At 46.4% G+C, this 4,431-nt stretch carries 4 protein-coding genes; 2 read left to right on the top strand and 2 right to left on the bottom strand.

Translation table 11 applies throughout. The features are described from left to right. Nucleotides 1–875, top strand: an 875-nt coding sequence (locus AC4E7D_RS03660; protein WP_490172454.1) for a DUF72 domain-containing protein, incomplete at its 5' end; no start/stop codon positions are given. Nucleotides 876–900: 25 nt separating this feature from the next. On the opposite strand, the gene AC4E7D_RS03665 is transcribed toward AC4E7D_RS03660, so the two are convergent. Next, nucleotides 901–1,077, bottom strand: coding sequence for a hypothetical protein (locus tag AC4E7D_RS03665; RefSeq protein ID WP_490172455.1), 177 nt, complete (start codon nt 1,075–1,077; stop codon nt 901–903). A gap of 168 nt (nt 1,078–1,245) precedes the next feature. Beyond that, entirely contained in the window at nt 1,246–2,532 is a 1,287-nt protein-coding gene (locus tag AC4E7D_RS03670; RefSeq protein ID WP_490172456.1) for a dipeptidase, read from the bottom strand. 191 nt (nt 2,533–2,723) lie between these two features. Between AC4E7D_RS03670 and AC4E7D_RS03675 the strand changes: the two genes are divergently transcribed. Next, the coding region (locus tag AC4E7D_RS03675) for an ATP-binding protein (protein WP_490172457.1) at nt 2,724–4,431 on the top strand (1,708 nt) is incomplete at its 3' end.

Raw genomic sequence — 4,431 nt, forward strand, 5'->3', positions numbered from 1 at the left:
GAAAAGTAGACCACCCGGAATTAATTGATTTTAGTTTGCCCAAGGACCATGGGGACACTGCAGGTGTTTTGGGCGGACGTAAGCAGGAAGCCCCGCTTCAGGTGTATGTGGGTTGCGCCAAATGGAACAAAAAGGAGTTAAAGAATTTTTACCCCAAAGGCTTGAAGGAAGAATTGCCCTACTACGCTTCACAGTTCAACAGCATTGAACTTAATGCTACCTTCTACCGGATCTTTCCTTCTGAACAATATGAAACCTGGTACAAAGCCGTCCCGGACACCTTTCGCTTTTTTCCCAAAGTAGTACAGAACGTAAGCCATCTGCGCCGGCTAAATGATATGGCTTACCCGGTCCTTGAAAACTATCTTGGTGCTACCGCCGGGTTTCAGGACAAACTGGGCACCATCTTTTTGCAGATGCACCCCAACTTCGGACCTAAAAACTGGGACCGGGTGGTGCGACTGGTGAATTACTGGCCTGAGGAATTTCCGCTGGCATTGGAGTTCCGGCATACAGACTGGTACAATGATAGCAAGGTAGCCGAAGGCTTGTACCATTTACTGGAGGAACACAAGGTCGCCAACATCATAACAGACACTGCAGGGAGGCGTGATCTCCTGCATATGCGCCTGACTAATACTGAAGCCTTTATCCGTTTTGTCGGCGCCAACCACAAAAGTGATTATCAGCGCCTGGACGACTGGGTGGAACGCCTGTACCAATGGCAGCAACAAGGATTGCGGAAGGCACACTTCTTTGTTCACCAGAACATGGAAAAGGAATCCGCGCTGCTGTCGGCCTATTTTATTGGCAAGCTCAATCGCAAACTGGGAACTGCACTTGCTGTCCCGAAATCCCTGGAGGCGGTGGGGTAATCCTTTACCCAAGCGATAAATGGATTTAAGAGCAGCGGTAAAAGGAGTTTCCCTCCTTTTCAGACGGGTTGTTGATCTCAATAATGATCTGTTCTTCTTGGAGGGAAGCCTGCTGCGTTTCTGTTTCAGGTTCTTTTTCTTCCAGGAAACTACTGACAAGCAGCAGCAGGAAGGCGACGAAATATCTGCTTAGGGTTTGCATGACAATTGGTTTAGGTTACCTCTAAGCTATGTCATATTCCTGCTTATCATACCGCATTTAACAAAGGTTTAGGCCAAGATTAACAGCTATTGTCAAAGCTTTGGAATATCCTTAACAAAACCCTTTGCGATTTAGTCAAACACCACTGATAAGGGAAAGAGATGCATGTTAGTTATTCTGAAGTGTTTCAGCGATAGCCTGTACCTCGTCCAGTACTCGAAGCAGGTTGCCCCCCCAGAGTTTTTCGATATCCTCCTTGCTGTATCCCCTTTTTACAAGTTCCAGGGTAACATTGAAGGTTTCTGAAGCGTCTGCCCAACCTTCGATGCCCCCACCTCCATCAAAATCAGAACTGATCCCCACATGTTCGATGCCTATCAGATCTACCATGTAGTCTATATGGTCTACAAAGTCGGCAACATTAACCGCAGGGGGTACATCGGACCGTTTTGCGGCCAGTTCCCTGCCAATAGCCCGCACACGGGGGATGTTTTCGATATATTCTTCCTGTTGCTCCCTGCTTAGGCTTCGGAACTGCGAACGCTCGTACCATGCTAATCCCAGGGAATCGGCAACCTGCTTATAGATGTCCCGCATGTATGCGCTCCGGGCCGCACTTTTTTCTTCATTGACATAAGCCGCCAGGGCCACCGTCTGTACCACACCACCATTTTTCTTAACCGCCAACAGCTGTTCATCGTCCAGGTTGCGACTGTGGTTGCACAAGGCCCGGGCTGATGAATGTGACGCAATTATTGGGGCCTGGGAAAGGGCTATTGTCTGCATGATGGAGGCCTTGGACGGATGAGAAATATCAATCATAACACCAAGTCTATTCATCTCTTTTACAGCTTCTTTACCCAATTCACTTAAACCATTATGTAAATACATGCTATCGCGTTCTCCAGTGTTGGAATCGCTGAACTGGCTGTGCCCGTTATGGGCCAGAGAGATGTAGCGTGCCCCGAGTTCATGGTACTTTTCAAAGAGGGACAGGTCTTCGCCGATTGGGTAGGCATTTTCAACACCAATCATGGCTGCTTTTTTACCGGATTTCCAGATCCGTCTCACGTCGTCCGAAGTCATTGCTAACTCAATTTGCTGTGGAGCAATTTCTTCGCACAGCCGATGGATGGCATCGAACTTGGCCATTGCGTTTTCACTGGCACTGGCGTATCCGGAAGGGGTAAGGGAATCCTGTCCGGTGTAGACAATAAACCAGGCAACATCGAGTCCGCCTGCTTCCATTTTTGGCAGATTCACCTGGGTATTCAGGTCCTGGGTGTAGTTGACACTGTCTGTGAAGTTTTTAACATTGATGTCATCATGGGTGTCAATGGTGATGACCTCCTGGTGAATGAGACGTGCCTTATCTTCTAAAGACAGCTCGTCTTTCTTGGTTTCTGCACAGGATAATACAGTTAAAATGCAAAAAAGTGGGATGAAATACCTCATTTGAACAAATTTTAGACCTACAAATAAAGCATTTTGACAACAGAATACACAGGGTAGATAACATTTAATTGGCTGTGCTGAACGAATTGGGGAGTTTTAAGCTAACTAAACATGCGCGCGGAAAGAGCAATTACCCCTCAAAATCCACGCCACCAGCTAAGCTATACAAACAACACCCAAATCCGTAAAAATTGAATTCTAAGAAGTTACTATCAAAACTTTCTGACATTGAGGCCTATCTGGATGACTTCTCCTTCGAAGAGCTCACTGCCGAAGAGGCTTCCAGATTGAAAAAGTCCTTTGAAACCTTCAAAAAGCAACTGGAATACCGTCTTTGGGAAGGCAAGGAGGCCCCTGAGCTCCCATCTTCAAAACCTGACCGAGCTGAAGAAATGCTTATCGCAACGGTTAGTCATGAAATCAGGACCCCCTTGAGTGGGATCATCGGCTTCACTGATTTACTCAGGGAGAGCGAACTCACAGAAGAACAGCGCTATCAGGTAAACGCTATTCAGTCGGCGTCCAGGTCATTGATGGATATTATCAATGAGCTACTGGAATACTCCAAACTTTCCGCCGGCCTGGAATTGTTCGAAGAAGTGGATTTCAATTTTTTCAGCATTGTACAGGATGTTGTTTATCTCTGTAAAACGCTGATGCTGGGCAAGGATGTAGCCCTGAATGTAGAACTCGACCCAGAGATACCAACAGACCTGTTAGGCGATCCGTCCAAGCTTTCACAAATATTGCTCAATCTGCTCGGGAACTCCATCAAATTTGTAGAGAAGGGCAGTATCCTGCTGAACGTACAATGTTTGCAGCAGAGAAAAGACACCGTAATCCTGCAGTTTGTGATTACTGATACCGGGATTGGCATCCCCGAGCAAGAGCTGGAAAAAATCTTTACCTCCTTCCGACAGGTAAAACAGCATACTTTTTCCAAATACGGGGGCACGGGCCTTGGCCTCAACATCGTTAAACAAATTGTACAAAAACTCAACGGGGAAATAAGGGTAAGCAGTCGCCTTGGCGAAGGCACGACCTTCATTTTTACATTACCCTACAAATTGGGAAAACCCGTTAACACAAACACTGGGGCTGAACTGAGTTTATCGCCAATGACGGTGCAGGGGATGTCTGTGCTGGTTTTTGAGGATAATGAGATGAACCAGCGGCTAATTGAGCACCGGCTTAAATCCTGGGGTTGCCATACTTATATCACAGAAAACGCCCCTTATGGCCTGAATGTTCTGGAAACTAAAAAAATTGACCTGGTCCTGATGGACCTCAAAATGCCCCTTTTAAATGGCTTTGAGGTTACACAAAGGATTCGGGCAAATGCCAATCCTAACATAAACAGCTTGCCTATCATAGCCCTTACTGCAGACTTTACAGCGGAAGACAAGGTAGCTTGTGAGAAGAATGGCATTAATGATTATCTGTTGAAACCCTTTAGTCCTGAAGAATTGTTGCAGGTTATGGTAGCGAATAAAAATGAAACCGCAACGCCTCACATAACCAACGAGCCTCAGGAATGCGGACATGATGCCCCGATCATCCCTTTCAGCATAGTGCTGCAGGAAATCCTCGAGAAGGATTGTCTGGGGGAGATCGAAGTGCTGGAAGAATTGATTTCCCTATACCATAAAAACGTCCTTTCCTTCATTGGCAAAGTGAAACTGCATCTTAAAGACCAGGATTTTGAAGGCGTCGCCTTTGAGGCACACAAGATCAAATGCGGGTTAAAAATGTTGAAAACCTACCAGTTATGCAGCTTTGTGGAAGAATTGCATGGATTGGCCAAAGCAAAGCAAAACCTGGGTAGGATAAACGACCTGTATGATCAGTTCGTGATGCACTACTCGGGGCTGGAAGGAGAAATCAACAACACTCTGCAAG

The organism is Lentiprolixibacter sp. (genome assembly GCF_982873095.1).